This window comes from Paracholeplasma manati, from assembly GCF_025742995.1.
Taxonomy (GTDB): domain Bacteria; phylum Bacillota_I; class Bacilli_A; order Acholeplasmatales; family UBA5453; genus Paracholeplasma; species Paracholeplasma manati.
Map to the genome: position 1 here is coordinate 38,693 of NZ_JAOVQM010000008.1, position 16,568 is coordinate 55,260.

At 41.2% G+C, this 16,568-nt stretch carries 13 protein-coding genes; 1 reads left to right on the forward strand and 12 read right to left on the reverse strand.

The genetic code is table 11. The features are described from left to right. The first annotated feature begins 375 nt into the window (after positions 1-375). The gene (locus N7548_RS07720) at positions 376-2,430 is read left to right on the forward strand and encodes an alpha/beta hydrolase (protein WP_263608894.1); all 2,055 of its coding nucleotides are present in this window, start codon (positions 376-378) and stop codon (positions 2,428-2,430) included. Positions 2,431-2,455: 25 nt separating this feature from the next. On the opposite strand, the gene N7548_RS07725 is transcribed toward N7548_RS07720, so the two are convergent. The 12 genes from N7548_RS07725 to N7548_RS07780 form a co-directional block, all read right to left on the reverse strand. Then, positions 2,456-2,845, reverse strand: coding sequence for a hypothetical protein (locus tag N7548_RS07725; RefSeq protein WP_263608895.1), 390 nt, complete (start codon positions 2,843-2,845; stop codon positions 2,456-2,458). An 11-nt stretch (positions 2,846-2,856) separates the two neighbouring features. Then, positions 2,857-3,210, reverse strand: a complete 354-nt coding sequence (locus tag N7548_RS07730; protein WP_263608896.1) for a hypothetical protein — start codon at positions 3,208-3,210, stop codon at positions 2,857-2,859. 10 nt (positions 3,211-3,220) lie between these two features. After that, positions 3,221-3,574, reverse strand: a complete 354-nt coding sequence (locus tag N7548_RS07735; protein WP_263608897.1) for a hypothetical protein — start codon at positions 3,572-3,574, stop codon at positions 3,221-3,223. A gap of 10 nt (positions 3,575-3,584) precedes the next feature. Further along, on the reverse strand, positions 3,585-4,265 hold the full coding sequence (locus N7548_RS07740) for a hypothetical protein (protein WP_263608898.1): 681 nt from the start codon (positions 4,263-4,265) through the stop codon (positions 3,585-3,587). A 113-nt stretch (positions 4,266-4,378) separates the two neighbouring features. Then, complete coding sequence (locus tag N7548_RS07745; RefSeq protein ID WP_263608899.1) at positions 4,379-8,737, reverse strand: InlB B-repeat-containing protein; 4,359 nt, start codon at positions 8,735-8,737, stop codon at positions 4,379-4,381. A 14-nt stretch (positions 8,738-8,751) separates the two neighbouring features. Beyond that, positions 8,752-9,216 carry a hypothetical protein gene (locus N7548_RS07750; RefSeq protein ID WP_263608900.1) on the reverse strand — a complete coding sequence of 155 codons (465 nt, stop codon included), beginning with the start codon at positions 9,214-9,216 and terminating at the stop codon, positions 8,752-8,754. A 13-nt stretch (positions 9,217-9,229) separates the two neighbouring features. Then, positions 9,230-10,996, reverse strand: coding sequence for a hypothetical protein (locus tag N7548_RS07755; RefSeq protein ID WP_263608901.1), 1,767 nt, complete (start codon positions 10,994-10,996; stop codon positions 9,230-9,232). A 3-nt stretch (positions 10,997-10,999) separates the two neighbouring features. Further along, the gene (locus N7548_RS07760) at positions 11,000-11,863 is read right to left on the reverse strand and encodes a hypothetical protein (protein ID WP_263608902.1); all 864 of its coding nucleotides are present in this window, start codon (positions 11,861-11,863) and stop codon (positions 11,000-11,002) included. Positions 11,864-11,872: 9 nt separating this feature from the next. Beyond that, entirely contained in the window at positions 11,873-12,757 is an 885-nt protein-coding gene (locus N7548_RS07765) for a carbohydrate ABC transporter permease (RefSeq protein WP_263608903.1), read from the reverse strand. A 12-nt stretch (positions 12,758-12,769) separates the two neighbouring features. Next, the gene (locus N7548_RS07770; RefSeq protein ID WP_263608904.1) at positions 12,770-13,651 is read right to left on the reverse strand and encodes a carbohydrate ABC transporter permease; all 882 of its coding nucleotides are present in this window, start codon (positions 13,649-13,651) and stop codon (positions 12,770-12,772) included. Positions 13,652-13,653: 2 nt separating this feature from the next. Beyond that, positions 13,654-14,988 (reverse strand): ABC transporter substrate-binding protein, encoded by a 1,335-nt coding sequence (locus N7548_RS07775; protein ID WP_263608905.1) that lies wholly within the window; start codon positions 14,986-14,988, stop codon positions 13,654-13,656. A gap of 4 nt (positions 14,989-14,992) precedes the next feature. Then, positions 14,993-16,438, reverse strand: coding sequence for a pectate lyase family protein (locus N7548_RS07780; protein WP_263608906.1), 1,446 nt, complete (start codon positions 16,436-16,438; stop codon positions 14,993-14,995). Positions 16,439-16,568: the final 130 nt, after the last annotated feature.

Below are 16,568 nucleotides of genomic sequence, written 5' to 3' on the forward strand. Positions count from 1 at the left end.
AATCAAAACGCTCATGAATATGCATTTTATGGATTTTGCTCTCGACTCTCGCTATCTTAAATTCTACTTTAATTATAATATCGGATGTGTCATATGTCAAGGTATAATCCTTTGTTTTATCCGTTTGACATAATAAACACTTTTTCCCCTTATAAGGGGATTTTCAAGTATCCTTTTATATTCAAACATATTCTATCAACGAGATATTGACAGTGTTTATAAAGCAGTGTTATAATGTCGTTGACAACGTAATGTAAGCGCTTAGAGAACAAGAGCGGAGGCCAAGGATCACGAAAGTGATTTTATAGGTGTCGTTCTTTTTATATTTTTATAGGGGCTAAAATTACAAAAATCAACAGAAAAGGGAGAGAAAAGATGTTACAAAAAATGTCTAAACCAACCAAATGGTTGGTGATACTATTACTCGTCGTATTAGTATCAAGCTTTTTCGCTTCAACGGTTCAAAACTCATTCTTCTCAGTCAAAGTTGACAAGATTAGTTTTGAAACCGAACGTGGTACGCTATCGGGTTACTTATATACACCAAGAGGTGTAGATGATAACAATCCAGCGCCTGCGGTTGTGCTTACCCACGGGTATCTCAATAACGCTGAGATGCAAATGATCGGTGCGATTGAATTATCTAGAAGAGGCTTTGTGGTCCTCGCATTTGACATGTATGACCATGGTGATTCGACTTGGGAAACACCGGCTGCATTCAGCTTCTTCCCACGTGCAGTCTATGACGCTGTTCAATACATGTATGATCAAGATTTCGTCTTAAAAGCTGCGAATGGCGATGGTATGATTGGTGTATCCGGTCACTCCATGGGTGGTTTCTCATCCACTTACGCCGTCGTATTTGACGAAATGGATTTCGCTACCAACGGTTATCGTAAGATTGCAGCCGCATTACCTGTCGGTGCAGACTTTAGATACATTGGTGTCGCTGACCCTGAAACTTATTTTGGCCCACGTTCTGCCGGTGTCATCGCTGCGCATTGGGACCAATTCTTCTTTGATAACGTAACCTCATCCGCTAACGGATCCGTTCGTTACAAAGATTTCGTGAAAGACCCAGTCGGTTTGAAGTTCTTAGGTAGAGACGATGAAGGTACTGCAGAAGCGTCTGTTTGGTACGATCGTGATGGTGGTCAAAGAATCATTTATACACCAGATGAAACACACCCACAAAACCACTGGTCACTAGAAACTGGTAAAGCCATGGTTGATTTCTTCAATGATGCATTCGCATTCCAACTTGGAGAACATGCGGATTTAGGTTCATTAACCTCTTATGGTATTGAAATCAAATCTGGACAAGTATGGTGGTTAAAAGAAGTCTTCACAACCATTTCTTTAGTTGCATTATTCTTAATGATTGTCCCTGCATTCTTAGTCCTTACTCAAGTGAAAGTATTCAATAAAGTCTATGCAGAAATCAAAGCTCAACCTCAAGTTGAATTGAATCATAATTTGAAAGCCTTGAAGTTCATCGTTGTCTTGTTGGCAGCATTACTCGGTGCCTTCTACCTCAATATTTTCATGGATCGTCAAGTCGCTGGTCTAGGCTTATTGGCTAAAGCCATGCATTACATCATTGGTGGTACATTTGTTGTGATCATTGGTGCTTGGTTGATGTCAATGGCTAAACCTGAATCGGTTAAAGTTGCACAAAAGGTTACTTTAGGTGCAGCCTTAGTTATTTTGGTTGCTTTAGCATTCCGTTGGTTCTTATTGAACCCAACCATCATTACCAAAGCAACCTATTGGAGTGCACCTTCGATCAATACCATCGCGTATTGGGCAGTGGCAGCTGCTGGTTTAACCTTCCTTGTTGTATTTGGTACAACCCCAGTATTCAATGCAGGTCTTAATGTGGAAAACCCTTATGGCTTGAAAGCTTCATGGATTCAAGTTGGTGCTTCCTTATTAACAGCCATCGTATTGACATTTGGTTTATTCTTAGTCGTTGGATTGATGGAATGGATTTTCTTAACAGACTTCAGACTATACGCTTACGCGATTAAGATTTTCAATAGCCAACAATTTGTTGCAGCACTCAGATACATGCCTTTATTCTTCATTTATTACTTGGCATCTGCCATCGCAATCTTCGTCAATACCAAGGGTATGAAAGCTTGGAAAGCCGATGTACTCGCTGCATTCTCATTGGTTGGTCCGGTATTATTCTTCTTAGTTTATCAATACTTCGTGTTATACAACACTGGCGTAGCCGCATTCCCAACCTTCTCATTGTCTTCTATCCTATTGGTTGGTATCGTGCCTACATTAACCGTGGCTGGTATTGTCATCCGTCGTTTCTCTGAAAAGACTGGTAACATTTGGACTTCTGTCTTCTTCACTACCGCATTCTTCACCTTAGTTGCGTTGGCGAATACCGCTGTATACCTCATCCAATTTAGATAATATCATCCCAAAAAAGAGAAAATCCCTATCGATGTAGGGATTTTTTCTTTGGATTGGTTTGTGGTAATACTGCTGCAATCATATAGATTAAGATCGTAAAGACCATCACAAACGTATAGGTGTAATAAAATAACGTACCTACGTAATTAAGCCAATACCATATAAATATGAGGACGCCAATCGGTGGGATGTAAATTAGTGCAATTTTAACGGCGACAGCTGTCTCATAACTGTTTTCTTTAATCTCATAATGACCCATCAAGGCGTTGATTCCAGTAACGACAAGTAATAAAATACTACCGATGAAATGGTTGTGTCGTTCTGTGATGAAATAAATGATCCAATGGTGTACGAATATGGCCATGGATAATGATAATGATAGTAAAAAACCTAACTTGAATAATTTTTTTCTCATTTTATACCATTTTATTTTATCAATCCCGCAACCAAATAATTGATATTCAGGATGCCCAACCCTATGATATAGAGGAATGTATAACCAACCAGTAATGTGCCGGTTTGTAGCCAAATGAACACGAAGAATACCATGGGAATCCCATACAATAAAGATATATTCGTGGCGGTTTGTTTATCGAACTTCTTTTCAAGATAATTTTTTCGTGTAAGTAGTAAACAAACCAACATATAAGCGATGAGAAACAAAGAAGCATCAAACAACCATTGACCATATTTGCCAACATTGAACCAATATTGCGTATACAAAACCATCGTCATGATCAGTGATACATAATAGCCGGTTTGAAACAGTATTTTTTTCATAGATGCACCTCTACTTAAGTATTCCAGCCATCATATAATTGATGGCGAGTAAAAACAAAGCTCCCATAAAATATAACCCAAACGAAACAATTTCAAAACCATTGATGATGGTCAAAATCAATAATGTTATGGCAGGTATACCAAACCATAAAGATGTTTTAAAGGCATTTTTTCGTTCAAAATAGCCCTCTTTATATTGTGATCTGGTAATCCAAATTGAAATCAAAAGGTAGATGAATAGTAAGGATACCCCATTATCCATCCAATGACCTATTTTACCAATCGTGTACCAAAAGTTATTGTTTAAAGCGACAAGTAGCACAATGGTACCGACATACCCGATAATATATGTGTATTTTTTCACTAGACCTACCTCATTCATAAAATTGATGATACTCTACTAATAAAGCTTCTAACGATGCTTCTTGGAATCCATGTTTAAGCTGATTTAAATTATCATGATGTGCACAAACATACAATGGTCTAGTTGAGTTTTGGATGGACATACTCACACAAAATCTAGGATTAGTATAGAAATCGATCATCCATGTATATAAATCTTTCGAATCCATATAAGCGTTGATCAATGTCTCTTCATCTACAATAACCTGTTGATAATCGAAATAAGATATGTTGTATCGATGCAAGTATGGATTATTTTCCTCACGAAGATTGAAATTTAGAAAATCCATATTGTCTGTTAAAAGTGCTTTGATTTTATTGTAGTTATAATTGTTGTAAAGATTATAACGCGTTTTACAAAACTCACCAATGTTGATGTCATAGTGACAGCTTTCTTGACTTGAAATAATGAACTCAATAGAATCAACAGTCGCGTAATAGTTTGTAAAATGATAATCATACTCAGTTATACCCGATACAGTATTTGGATCTACATTTACATCGGTTCGATCTAAATACGTTTGGATATAATTGATGACCTCATCATAGTTATGAGGTGTTTTTTTGGAATCGTCTGGAAAATCATATTGACAGCCCGTCAATATTGCAAGTGTGAATCCGACTATAAGTAAATTAAGTATCTTTTTTTTCATCACTTTCACTTCCACTCTATGTATTTATTATACAACTTTCAAAATCCGATGAAAACACCTAAAAAAATCCCTCGATTTGGCAGACCAAATCAAGGGATTCTGTTTTTATATCATTAATCTACCAATAACGCTAATACAACAGATCCATCTGGATTAACTACCCATAAGGATGAGGTCGCGATATTGTTCAAATTAGTGGTCCACCAAGCACTATCGGCTGGTACAGCACTGTTGGTTAATGCGAGTGCGTTTGAGTGTGGGGTATCGTTGGTGAAACTACCAAAGATACTGGATTGATCGAGTGGTGTCACTTGGTCACGGTTGTATCCAATCAAACCAGAACGTTCATTATTAACGAATGTTACTTCGAAATAAGCGTCCATGAGATTGGCGGTACCTGGATAACGGTTATAACCGACGAATGCGGCTGCGACATTACCGTCCACAGTGGTGTCTAAAACCACGATACGTACACCTGAGAATACAGAGTCAGCGACGTTGGCGATATAGCCAACAAGAGCGGACGCTGCGACATCGGAGGTGTTCGCGCTGTTGGATTTAACGGTCACGTTTGAAATGAAGATATCATCGGCGATGACGTTTGCGCCACCATCGATTCTACCCACCAAACCACCCACGTTCACTACATTATTGGTAACGTTGGTATTGATTACAGCGACATTGAAGATGTTGGATGATTTGGAGATTTGACCTACCAAGCCACCGACACCATTGGAGTCTGCGCCGGAAACACTGGAATTTTTAACCACGACGTTTTCAATCGTGGATCCATTGTTTTCAATTCTACCCACCAAGACACCTGCACGTGCAGTGGTCGCGATGGTGATATTGTCTAAAACAAGGTTCGTGATGGTTGCGCCATTGGCTCTAGGGAATACACCCGCATAACCCGTTAGTCCGGTCATGGAAAGGTTCGAAATGGTATAACCTTGACCATCGAATGAGCCTTTAAAGGAGGTATTCACATAAGTCCAAGTGAATGTAGCGAAATCCAAGTTGGTTGATAATACATAGGTATATGTGGATTCAACGGTTGCCATATAATGGAATTCTTCCACGGTATCGATTGAAATCGATGCTGGTGTGTTGAATGCACCGACCAAGTTGATATTTGCAGTAATTGGGGTATTAAAGTCAAAGGCGACCCCAGACAATTGCCATTCTTTGAAGGTGACTTCAGAGAAATAATGGGTTGGATTTTCAACTGGTGCGGAGACAAGTTCACCGTACAATACAGTGACTGCGTTACCGCCATTGAAGGTGACGGTTAATTCAACCGTTGACCATACTGCGACCAACTCAGTGTTGCCTAAAATTGGGGTTGAGAAATCAAATGGTTGTCCATTTATTGTCCAGCCTACCACTTCTTTTAACACGCCACCCATCATTTGATTTTCAACGATTGGTAGGGTTGCGAGTTGTCCATAATTCACTTCTTGCATCGGTACGGTTAAACCTTCTACGTTGGTGACGAATGTGACCTGTGATGCAGGGACAGTTTCGTATTTACCATAAAGCGTGACCGCTTCCGATACGAGATAACCTTCTGGTAAAGCTTGAGATAATGCGATATCTAAGAACCAGCCAACAAATTGATAGCCACCGACTTCAGGAGCCATATGCATGAAGGCTGCGCCTTGACGGATTTGAATTTGTTGATTATCTAAGGTGATGTTATAGACCAATTCAACGGCCAACATCGGTGCACTATTTTCAATATAATTGTCTAGTGCGAAAATGTTGTTTGCATCTAAAGTCCATAAATCACTATTGGTGAATACTGGTAAATTGGTGGTCCACCAAGCCAAGTCGGCTGGTACGGTTGTATTCACGAAAGCTTGGGCTTGAACGTTTTCAACTGAACCTGTTAAGACACCAAAAATAGTGGCTGTGTTTATTTTATCGGTTTCGTTATTGACTCTACCAATCAAACCGGCTGATACTGCGGTTGGATGGGTAAAGTTGACTTCGACATAAGCGTTTTGAACGGTTGCGGAACCTGGTGCACGATTGTAACCAATGAGTGCGCCTGCCACTTGTGCGTCTACGGCTGTATCGATGATGATAATTCTATTGGCGGTAACGACGGATGCGACAGAGTCGCGGACATAACCAACGAGTGCTCCGGCAGCGATATCTAATGCGTCGATGACATTGGTTTTAACCAAGACACCACGGACATAAATATCGGATGCGATGAGGGCTGCACCGTCGACTCTACCGACCACACCACCGACGTTTTTAACACCAGTTGCGTTGACTTCGGAGTCTAATATAGTGACGTTGCTCATGGTGGTTTCTCTCGATACCAAGCCAATCACACCACCCACACCATTGGAACTTGCACCGGTGACGGATGAGTTCATGATGACGATATTGGTGATGCTAGAGTTACCATTTTCAACACGACCTGCCAAGATACCTGCGCGGTCAGCGGCGGTAACATGGATGTTATCTAAGACCAAATCTCTGACCATACCACCATTGATTCTAGCGAATAAACCACCATAATTGGTACCAGTCTTGGTCATGGTTAAGTTTGAAATGATGTGTCCATTGCCATAAAATTTGGCTTTAAATGACGTATTTCCATCGGCCCAAACAATACCGGTTAAATCGATATCGGTCATGAGGGCGTAACTGGTGGTAATATCGGCTGCTGTGGTTGAGAAAATGGTAACGAATTGTGATACCGAGGTAATCTCTGTGACAGCTTCTCTTAGGATGAGATGGCTCACCATGTTTGAATCACCATTGAGGTCTACAAACACATGGATGTAGAGGAATGTACTGACATTTAAATCATCCAATACAACTGATTGTGCCGTAATGGTTTGTGAAACACCTGCCATGATAGCCGCTTTGGTTTCGGTTTCGTTATTGGATAACAAGTAATAAAGCGTACCCGATGGTTGAACCACTGTGATGGTAATATCGGATTGTTGTTCTAAATACCCTGCTGGTGTAGATACCACACTGCTGATTTCATTTGGTTCAGCGGCGGAGTAAATGTTGACATTTTGTGTCACGACTTTAACATCGGATGCGTTTGCACTGTTGGTGAATGTATAGGTAACCACATAATCACCAGGGACTGCTGTGTTCACTGGGTTATCAATCGATAGTGTATAGTCGGTATCTTTAACCAATAATTGTTGTGCCCCAAAGTAGTTATATACTTCTGCGACAGCCACAGTAAAGGTTGAACCTTCTTCTAATGATACAGAAGCTTGAATGCCTGTGACTTCACCCAATTTGATGACTTCTTCAGGTCTTGGTAAAGCTTCAATTCGATTGACTATGAAGTTTGTGATATAGGCAGGTTCTCTCAAAGTGGTGGTGGTTGAACTACCACTACGAATGAACACGCTTTGGAATGGTGTAGTGCCTGTATAAGTGACTTTACCAGGGGTCAATGATACGAGTTGTCCATCTTCATAATAGAAAGCTTCGATGGTTTTATTGATTAGATCAACTTCGACCCTGAGGGTGTACCATTGGTTGATGTTGATTTCAGTCTTCATCAATGTACCATTATCGGTACGATAGAATAATGACGCACCATCTAGACCAAACGCGACGACTGGGCTAGATGATGAGGATTGAATGTTGATGGCTGAAGCGTTTGATGTTGAGGATTGAAGTAAATCCACTTCGAACACAAGTACATCATAGCTGTGAGCGATAGATCCTTCAATTTGAAGTTCGGTTAACGCTTCAATCTTCAAGGCGTTAGACCCATTTGGAATGGCTGGGGTTAACGATGAGATGACGGTAAATAAGGAATTGCCTGCTTTACCCGATACTGGCGCCCATAAACCGGATTGTCCAATGATGTTACCCGCTGTATACGTCTTGAAATCTTCATTCAAGAGTGGTGGGGTATCTTCAATACTCGCAAGTTTTAGAACGGTCGCTGTAAAGACTTTTTCACGTGTAGCGCTACCTTTAGATAAGGTTGCGGTCAATGTGACGGTTTGATCCCCTTCTTCGAAGGTTGGCTGATTGATGACACCATTGTATTGAATGAATAGTGGTTTATCAATGGACCAACTGATGGTAACACCATCTCGATTGGTAGGGAAAATCAATCTTGGGGATGCGGTGGTAAGACCGGTAAGGTTACCCAATGATAACCAGTCATAGACTTGGTCTACATAGGCTTGATCGGTCATTGACCATTTTGCATATAAGGTGATGTCGCTTTTCACGGTATCGGTTGCGAATACCCATGGGTTGGTCAAGGCTGCCTCCTTGAACCATCCCTCAAAAGCGTAACCACTTCTAACTGGTGCTGTTGGTGCTGTGATGGTTTTGCCACTTTCAACTGAAATGGCTTCTACAGCACTGCCTTGATTGGATTCGAATGTGACGGTGTACTTGGTAGTTGCACACGCCATTAAAATCAAACCAAGGGTCAAAATCGCGATTAAACTGACGAATTTTTTCATATTTCCTCCCTTAATTATCCTTTATAGTTATTGCAGGTGAAACCTTCTCTTGGGGCCACAACAAACAGTAACTTCGCGGTTCTGGTTTGGCCATTCAATGTGAGTGTGACATCCAAAACCACCGGCCAGTTATCGTTTAAACCGACCAAATCTTGTCTTGAAATGCCTTGTTGATCTCTGGATTCAATCCAGCAGGTGCTCGGTCTGGTGACTTCACCTGTGTTGCTAATGATTTCTGGTAAACGGGATGTATAAGTGATGTTTACACCTTTATATGTGGTTGGTAAATTCAAACTACCATCTTCGGTAATCACCACTTTGGTTTTCGAAGCCATCCCTGATAAGTCTTCCGCTTCCATCAATAAGATATAGGTATCATCCACGACGACAGGGTCATCAATAGGGTTGTTATCATCTTGACAACCGACCAAAGCTAACCCAAATACCATAAGCATCAACATTAAAAATAACTTTTTCATGTGGGTTAACCTCCTAATCGTAAATGGTCTTGGTGTAGACCATGTTTTGTGTATAACTTCTGTCTTCTACGACACCATCATTGGATAATAGATAACCATGGATATAGCCACTATCGGCCAAATAGAATGGCATATCGTCTAACGAAATACCTCTAATGACTGCGTCTAAGGTGAGTAAAGCGAGGGTATCTGGTTGGTCGAGTCTTGAATACAACATGACTTCAGATTCTACGAAGAACCCTCGGTGGAATTTTTCGGTCACGATGTTGTTACCAATGGTTCTCGCAACCTCTAGGTAAGCTTTATTCTTGGTGTGGTCATAGAGTTCCACCATCGCCATCAATGCGAAAGGATCGTCAATCGATGTATCCACATCTAGGTTTGGATTGGCACCACCAAGGCTACCGATATCACCTAAACCAAAGGTATACACAATGTCACGGAAGTAAGACCATAACAACGCTTGATTTTCTGCTTTCTCGGTTTGTAAAATGGTTCTCAATATTGGTAATAGGTAACTGGTTGGCATATCGACATAATCGAGTCTCATGCGAGATGGTCCAAAGTACCCGACTTCAGGTACAATGTACCCATAAGTCACAGTACCATCAATAAACATTGGAATGATTTTGTTTCTTCCATCGACACGGATATACGCGTATTTCAAATACCCTTCGATGTATTGTCTTGCCCAATCGACAAATTCAGATTGTCCGTATTTATCCGCGGCTTCTAATAACATCAAAATATTATCTACATAGACCGCTTGGGTGTTTTTCCAAGCGACATTCGCTTCTCTCGCAATTGGACCAAAATCTCTAAATTGACGAGCGACTCTATCGCCACAACCTGAGTTGGTGTACGCTGGGTCAGCGCATTCAATCGCGGATTTGGTGACTAAAGTTGATTTATATTGATATACCGTCATCCCCGTGGTCGGGTTGCTGGCGAGGTTATATTGACGCATCAAATACTTCGCCCAATCGGCTGGGATTGGGTCACCCGTATGGTTGGATAAGGTAAATGCAGCGTACGCTAAATCCGTTGCGGAGTTGACAAATGGTAACAAACCTGGTGAATCGGCTGGAATGATGGGGTTACCGTTGGTATCCATTTTGATGACATCTTCCGGAATGGTTTGACCAAAGACATTGACGTCATAAGCGGTCGAATAACTACCATGACGGTTCATGTCTGTGGAATTCCAGTAAAAATGCGCTGTCCACATTTGTCTCATGAACTTGAGGGCGGCTTCTTCATTGACTTCCAACATGAGTTCATAATATGGCATCATGTTTTTAAGTTCATGGGGTCCATTTGGACCTTCAAAACTCTGGACTTCTAGTGTATCTAGATTGATCGCACGGTGTCCACCCCATTGGAATAAGCCATTTGGAGATTGGTAGTTGTCCATGAATTCATCTAAGATACTGACGGCTTCATTTTTATATTTGTCACTACCGGTCACGTTCGATAACGCAACCAAGGTTCTGAAAAAGTTTTGTTGATTGGCCAAATTGGCATACGGCACTTCGGCACGGTTTGGGAATGTCCAACGGGCAGGTTCACCAGTCAAGGTATTGATGGCGTCTGGCAATAAGTTGGTTTCTTCGTTGTATTCATGACCATACTTTAAGACATTTTCAACGTATTGAATCACAGCGTTTAAACGGGCATAATCGGCTTCGGTATAAGGGATGGTTGGACCATTAGCGAATACTTTGCTGGAAACCATCAAACTTGAAATCATGATCAATAAAACCATCATTAATTTCTTCATCGCTTACGCCCCCTTTCTTTCTACGATCACATCGTCAATGTATGCATAGGTGTTCGTATAATTTCTCGGCATGGTGACTCTAAAGACATTCGGTACGAGAATCGCACCGTCTGCTAATGCATTTACACGGTTTGAAATGTGGAAAGCCCCACTGTATAAAGCCGTGAATTGATCCCCTTGTTGTATGGACGCAGATACGACATTCGTTGAAGCGTCCCATTCAAATTTGAATGTATACCAGGTGTCTTTTTGGATTGTAATGTTGGTCGAATGGATGTCACCACCATCGGCTGTACCAGAGTAGTAAAAGAACGGTCCGCCCACCTTGATTTGAACTTTTAAGTCTGAACCAATGATGGCTTGGATGGTATTCACCGCACCGGTAGATACTCCGAAGGATATCGAATCGGTTGGTTTATCCGAAGGTAACAGGATGGATGCGTAAGCTACCCCTTTACGATCTTGATCCAGGTTAAACTTGGTTGAGAAAATAAAGGTAGGGTTTGGTGCAGACTGCGGATACATCGGTGCTTTTAAACCATCCGAAAATAGCTCAACATAGCGATTATCACCATTTTCGACAATGGTCGCTTTTACACCATCGGTTTTATATTCTTCATTGCGATATAACAACCAGTTGCGTGGCATTTGATTGACACGATCGGTTTCAAATGTTTCTGAAATGGTGTATTCATCCGCAACCGGCGATATGAAATCCAAATCGTCTGATGGCACATAACACCCTTCGGCGAGTGGGGTATCCTTACAAATATAATCTTTTTCCGCTTCTGGTTCAGGTGTCTTTTGGACACAACCAGATAGCACAATTAAAAGTGTGATCATGACCCCTAAAATGCTTTTTTTCATGTGAACCTCCTAACCCTTAATGGCTGAGTCTGCGTTGTTACCCACAAAATATTTTTGTGCAACAAAGAAGACGATGATGAGGATCGATACCGACACAATCGAACGCGCATAGACATGGGCGTAGGTATTGGTGGAGTCTAACCCCAATAGTGGTAAGACTTTCGCTAGCGGGAACAACTCCGCGTTTGTAATGTAGATGAGTGGTCCTTGATAGTCGTTGAACTCAGCGATGAATAACAACAACGCGACAGTGATGACAATCGGTTTTAACACCGGCATCAACACGTACCATAGGACTTGCATTTTATTCGCACCATCCATATACGCGGCTTCATCTAAATCGCGAGGGATGGTTCTAAAAAATTGAATGAACATGAAAATTGAAAATGAATTCACCGCGAATACCGATCCAGCCCATAACGGTAAGAATGGCATGAATGGCAATGGGCTATTTTCCCAAATGGTTGCGACAGAAGGGCTGGTCCAAAAGGCATACATCGGAATTCTAAAGATGGTATTTGGCATCAGTAGGGTTCCGATGACCAAAGCGAATACCAATTTTTTCCCTTTAAAATGCATACGGGTGAGTACATAAGCGGTTAAGAGTGTTGAAACAGTCCCGAATATCACATGCGGTAACACATATTGCATCGTATTCCATACCGCTCTTAACAATGAATACCCTCTAGCACTACCCCAACCAGGGGCAGTTAAGGCTTCTTGCCAACCAATCCAGGTGAAATGGGTAGGCCAGAAAAAGAACGATTCGTTGGCACCTTCATTGAATGACGCGCCAATGATCCATAATAGCGGATACAACATCACAAACGCGAAAGCGAGGATGATGGTGTATTTAATGATCGTAAAGATTCTCTTTTGAATGGTTTTGTTCATCTGTGTTCACCCCTAATCCTGATAGTGAACCCAGTACTTACTGGATCTAAATATCATCACGGTGAATACCATGATGATGACGAACAATATCCAAGACATCGCACTACCGATGTTGAGGTCGCCACCTTTGAAGGCGATGTCATAAATGAGTTTATTCAATACGTTGGTTGAGTTTTCTGGTCCCCCATTGGTAATGAGCATTGGTCCATTGAACACTTGGAAGGTTTCTACCAGACGCATCACAGCGTTGAATAGGATGATGGGGGTAATCATCGGTACAGTCACACTGAAGAACTGTCTGATCTTCCCAGCCCCATCGATGGTCGCTGCTTCATACAACGTTTCTGGCACATTCTTTAACGCATTTAAGAATATGAGCATTGTAGACCCGAATTGCCAGACACGGAGTAAGACAATCGAGGTCATCGCCCCAGCAGCGGTGCCTAAGAAACTGATGGGTTGGAGTCCAATCAATTTTAGACCCGCATTGATTAAACCATTGTATTCAAAGATATAGCGCCATAGGATGATGATGGCAACATTCGCACCTAACACGGTAGGCATATAAAAGGCGGTTCTAAAGAAGCCAATGCCTTTCATTTTTAATGCTAAAATGTACGCGACCAATAAGGATACGATCAAAATCAGTGGTACAGTCACGAACACATATATAAAGGTTACCTTCAATGCGTTCATGAATTCTGAACCCAAATAACTCGAAGAATCAAAGATGAGTTCAAAGTTTTTCAACCCAACAAAGGTCGATACTCTACCTCTTTTTTCATACAAACTGAGTAAGAATGCGCTGATGAATGGGTAGAGTTTAAATAAGATAAATCCAATGAACCACGGCAACAACAGCACGTAGGGTACCCATTTCTTTTCGCCTACCATAACTAATCCGCCATGATTCTTGCTAATTCGGTATTGAATCGTTGAATGATTCGAGAGGACGCTTCATTCGCGTTGATGTTATTGAGTAAGAAGGATTCAATCGGACCTTCATAGATGGCTCTAAAGGTATTGTGTTCATAGTAAGGGTGAATGTAGAGTTCAATACTGTTAGATAATTGTTGGTTATACATCGCTTGAACCACTGTGTGTCCTTGCCACTCAAGGGATTGTTCAAAGTTTTTCCCTTCAACGGCTTTTAATAACGTTTGTGTGGTGCTGTTAGAAGATACCCCTCTGTCAACACCAAGGATCGCTACCGCTTCAGGGTCGGTGGTCATGAATTCGATGAATGTCTTCACCGCTGTTTGTTTTGCATCACTGGATTCCACACGTTTAGATACGGCATAAGCCATAGAAACTTTTTTATACATCCCTGAGTTTTGTCCACTTTGTTGTTGGAACATCCCGGCCATCACCAAGTTTGCGGATTCAGGGAGTGTGTTTTGATATTCTGAAATGGCGGTGTTCCATTGTAAGACACCACCGTATTTTTGTGCGGTCCAGTTTGGATTCGTAGGTCCATCCAAATGGGTATCGATGGCGTTAGAAGGAATCAAGACACCTGTGCTTCTCAAATCGGTAATGAAGTTAAACCCTTGAACCAATTCAGCTTGGGTAAAGTTGAGTTGGTTTTGGTCATTGATCACATTTTTACCAGTGATTTGAGCCAAATAAGAAAACATCAAGATGGCCACTTGTTGGGCATCTAAACGACCAATCGCGTATTTAGTCGCGTCTTTGCCATTGATGAGTTCACCAGCAGTCATCAATTCTTCCCACGTGTTTGGAATCACTCGGGTACCACCATCAAAGGATACATTCGCATCCTCATAGAGTTTTTGATTTAAATAGAAAATATAGCCGGTTTCGGATACCGATAGCCCCAACACTTTACCATCCACTGTGAGTGGGGTATGTTCATCGGCTGGGTATTTAGAGAAATCCAAACCAAGTTCGGTTAAGTCCATGAAATAGTCTTTGCCATACATCGAATAAATCCAGTTGTAATTGACTTGAAAGACATCCGCTTCTGTGCCACGGTTGAGTTTATTGTTTAAAGCTTGTTGATACCCATTCCAGGTGGATTGTTCTCCTTTGACTTTGTATTGTGGGTATTTTGCTTCAAACAATTCGATGGCTTGATAGGTTGCGATATTTCGGTCAGACGTCCCCCACCAAGCGAATGAGATGGTATTGTCATCGCTTGAACCACCATTACAAGCAGCCAAAACAACCATTGATACCAAGAGTAAAGCGATTGTAAGTAATTTTTTCATGTGTTTATTCTCCTATCGTTGAAAGTGTGACATCGACATACAACCAATCAAAATCTTCGATGGTTTGTGCGCCGGTCGGATAATCTTCAAATGTCTCTGTTAAATAAAAGACATCTTCTAAGGCATAAGCATAAGGTATGCTGTCATAATTTCTCATGTGATACGGTAAAGCAGCGTTCGCACCTGCATGAATCCATAAAGAATTGCGATCGGTGGATGAACCAAAATAGGTTCGATTGGCTTGAACTAGCTCACTGTTGATGACTTGATAAGACCCTGCGTACTTCACATCTGGGTCATCATCTTGATGATTCTTTATCGGTGTAGTAACGAATTTGTAAATCGAATTTTCCAATAGAATAGACCCACCTTCGGTTGAAACCAAGCCTTGATTGACAAAAGACAGGTTAGAACTATTAAGTAATAATCTCGTTTGATAGAGTAAGGTGTTGTCTAAAATCATGTGATACAAATGCACATCACCTTTACGTAATCTCGGCATGCGATCCATCAGGTTATAGACTTCTAAATGATGAAACGTCATGGTGATGTCTTCAAATCCAGTACCATCAGTAGTGTTGCCTAAGTTAAAGCCTTTCTTTTGAAAACTCGCGAACACTTTGAGGTCTTCAACTGAAATCCCTTCGGTTCTTAAACCGTCATAATACGGGTGTGTGCTTCGGTTATTTTCTAAGTAATCGATTTGTGTACCCACAAAATCATTGGGTGTGAAGTTGAGTTTAGACCACGAGAGTGTGACGTTTTGAGCATGTTCCCTGAGGTCAATGACACCATCATAGACTTGGTCAAAAGTGATGTGGTCAAACCATACCCCATTGACATCTTTCAAACTGAAGTAATCCCAGTCGTTTCGTTTGTACTGTCCTTCTGAATATTCATCCCACTCCCAGAGTTCTGAGACATGGAGGTTGCGGATGACGATATTGGATGAACGTTCGATTTGAATGTTTGCATGTTTGATCTTAATGCCTGTTTCCGAATAAATCATCAAATCACTTCGATCGATGATTTTAATCTGACCCACACCCGTTTCCATTAAGGTTGGATGGGTAAGCGGTTGACGGCCATGGGCACGATAAACGTTACTGTAAGTGGATAACGATTTACCGACTTGAGCTAAAGCTTCAGAAACGGTTTTAGAACCTAAAGATAAATCTTGTTCAATGCGAATCACTTTAACGGTTGAATCCATTAAAGCATCTAAGAATTCTACTTCGTTTTGAACCCCTGTAATTGTATTTTGATACGTACTGCGGTCAGTGATGATAAGCGAAGAAAAGCCAAATGGGTTATGTAACCTAGAGTTATCAACTGGCAACTCTTCATTTGGCAATGGTGTGATTGGATCGGTTGTAGGTATGGGTTTATCTGTGCACGCTGCCAACGTGAATAATAAACTAAATACGAGCATCATCCAAAACTTTTTCATGTTGTCTCCTGCGTCTATTATGTTAGACACTGTTTATTTCAATTTAATTATAACATACTTTTTTCTTACATGTCAACGCTTACATAGGTGCGTACGCAAGCGTTTTAAACAATAAATCGATATTTTCCTG